The organism is Arthrobacter pityocampae (genome assembly GCF_002927275.1).
Taxonomy (GTDB): Bacteria; Actinomycetota; Actinomycetes; order Actinomycetales; family Micrococcaceae; genus Arthrobacter_D; species Arthrobacter_D pityocampae.
This window is the reverse complement of sequence record NZ_PRKW01000019.1, coordinates 1-1384: the sequence shown is the minus strand read 5'-3', so window position 1 is coordinate 1384 and position 1384 is coordinate 1. Positions and strand designations below refer to the sequence as shown.

The window sequence follows — 1384 nt, the reverse complement described above, 5'->3', positions numbered from 1 at the left end:
CACGAATGTGGCCCGACACCACCGACACCGCGCCAAACTCGCCCATGGCCCGTGCAGTACACAGCACCACGCCATAGATCAGGCCCCATTTGATGTTGGGCAAGGTCACGTGCCAGAACATCTGCCAGCCATTGGCGCCCAGCAGGCGCGCAGCCTCCTCTTCTTGCGTGCCCTGCTCCTGCATCAGCGGGATCAGCTCACGGGCCACAAACGGCACGGTGACGAAGATCGTCGCCAGGACAATGCCCGGCAGGGCGAAGACAATCTGGATGTCATGGTCCTGCAGCCAAGGCCCGAACAGCCCCTGCGCGCCGAACATCAGCACGTAGACCAGGCCGGCGATTACCGGCGATACCGAGAACGGCAGGTCGATCAGGGTGACCAGGATACTTTTGCCACGGAACGTGTACTTGCTGACGCACCAGGCGGCGCTGACACCGAACACCAGGTTCAACGGTACCGAAATGGCTACGGCGAGCAGGGTCAGCCTCAGCGCCGACAAGGCGTCAGGCTCGAAGATCGCCTCGAAGAAGGTGCCAAAACCGTTCTTCAGCGCCTGCGACACCACGATCACCAGCGGCAGCAGCAGGAACAGGGCGAACACCAGCCAGCCAAGGCCGATAAGAATGCGCCGCGACGTAGCACTGCCACGGCGGGCGGCGTTGGCGGCGGCGCTTGCACTCAGGGATGAACTGGACATGCCGGCCTCCTTCAAGGGGTTTCGATGCGGCGCTGCAGCAGGTTGATCAGCAGCAGCAGGATGAAGGAAACCACCAGCATCAGCACGCCGATGGCGGTCGCGCCGGTGTAGTCGTACTGGTCGAGCTTGACCATGATCAGCAGCGGCAGGATCTCGGTCTTCATCGGCATGTTGCCGGCAATGAAGATCACCGAACCATACTCGCCCACACCGCGGGCGAAGGCCAGGGCAAAGCCGGTGAGCCAGGCCGGCAGCAGCGCTGGCGCCAGTATATGGCGGAACACCTGCAGCGGTTTGGCCCCCAGGCAGGCAGCGGCCTCTTCCACTTCACGCGGGATGTCGGCCAGCACCGGCTGCACCGTGCGAACCACGAACGGCAAGGTGACGAAGGTCAGCGCCAGGGTGATGCCCAACGGGGTGTAGGCAATCTTGAAGCCAAGGTCGGTCGCAAACTGGCCAACCCAGCCCGCAGGCGCGTACAGGGCGGTCAGGGCGATACCGGCAACGGCGGTGGGCAGGGCGAACGGCAGGTCGATCATCGCGTCGATGATCTTGCGCCCCGGGAAGGTGTAGCGCACCAGCACCCAGGCCAGCAGGGTGCCGATCACCCCGTTGATGATGGCGGCGAACAGGGCGGTGCCGAAACTCAGCTTGAGTGCAGCGATCACCCGCGGCGCACTGATG

General features: G+C 64.1%; 2 protein-coding genes. Both read right to left on the bottom strand.

From position 1 onward, the window contains the following. Nucleotides 1-700: sulfate ABC transporter permease subunit CysW (gene cysW, locus C4K88_RS18010; protein WP_104122815.1), on the bottom strand; the 700-nt coding region annotated here is incomplete at its 3' end. Nucleotides 701-711: 11 nt separating this feature from the next. Then, the coding region (cysT, locus tag C4K88_RS18005) for a sulfate ABC transporter permease subunit CysT (RefSeq protein WP_104122814.1) at nt 712-1384 on the bottom strand (673 nt) is incomplete at its 5' end.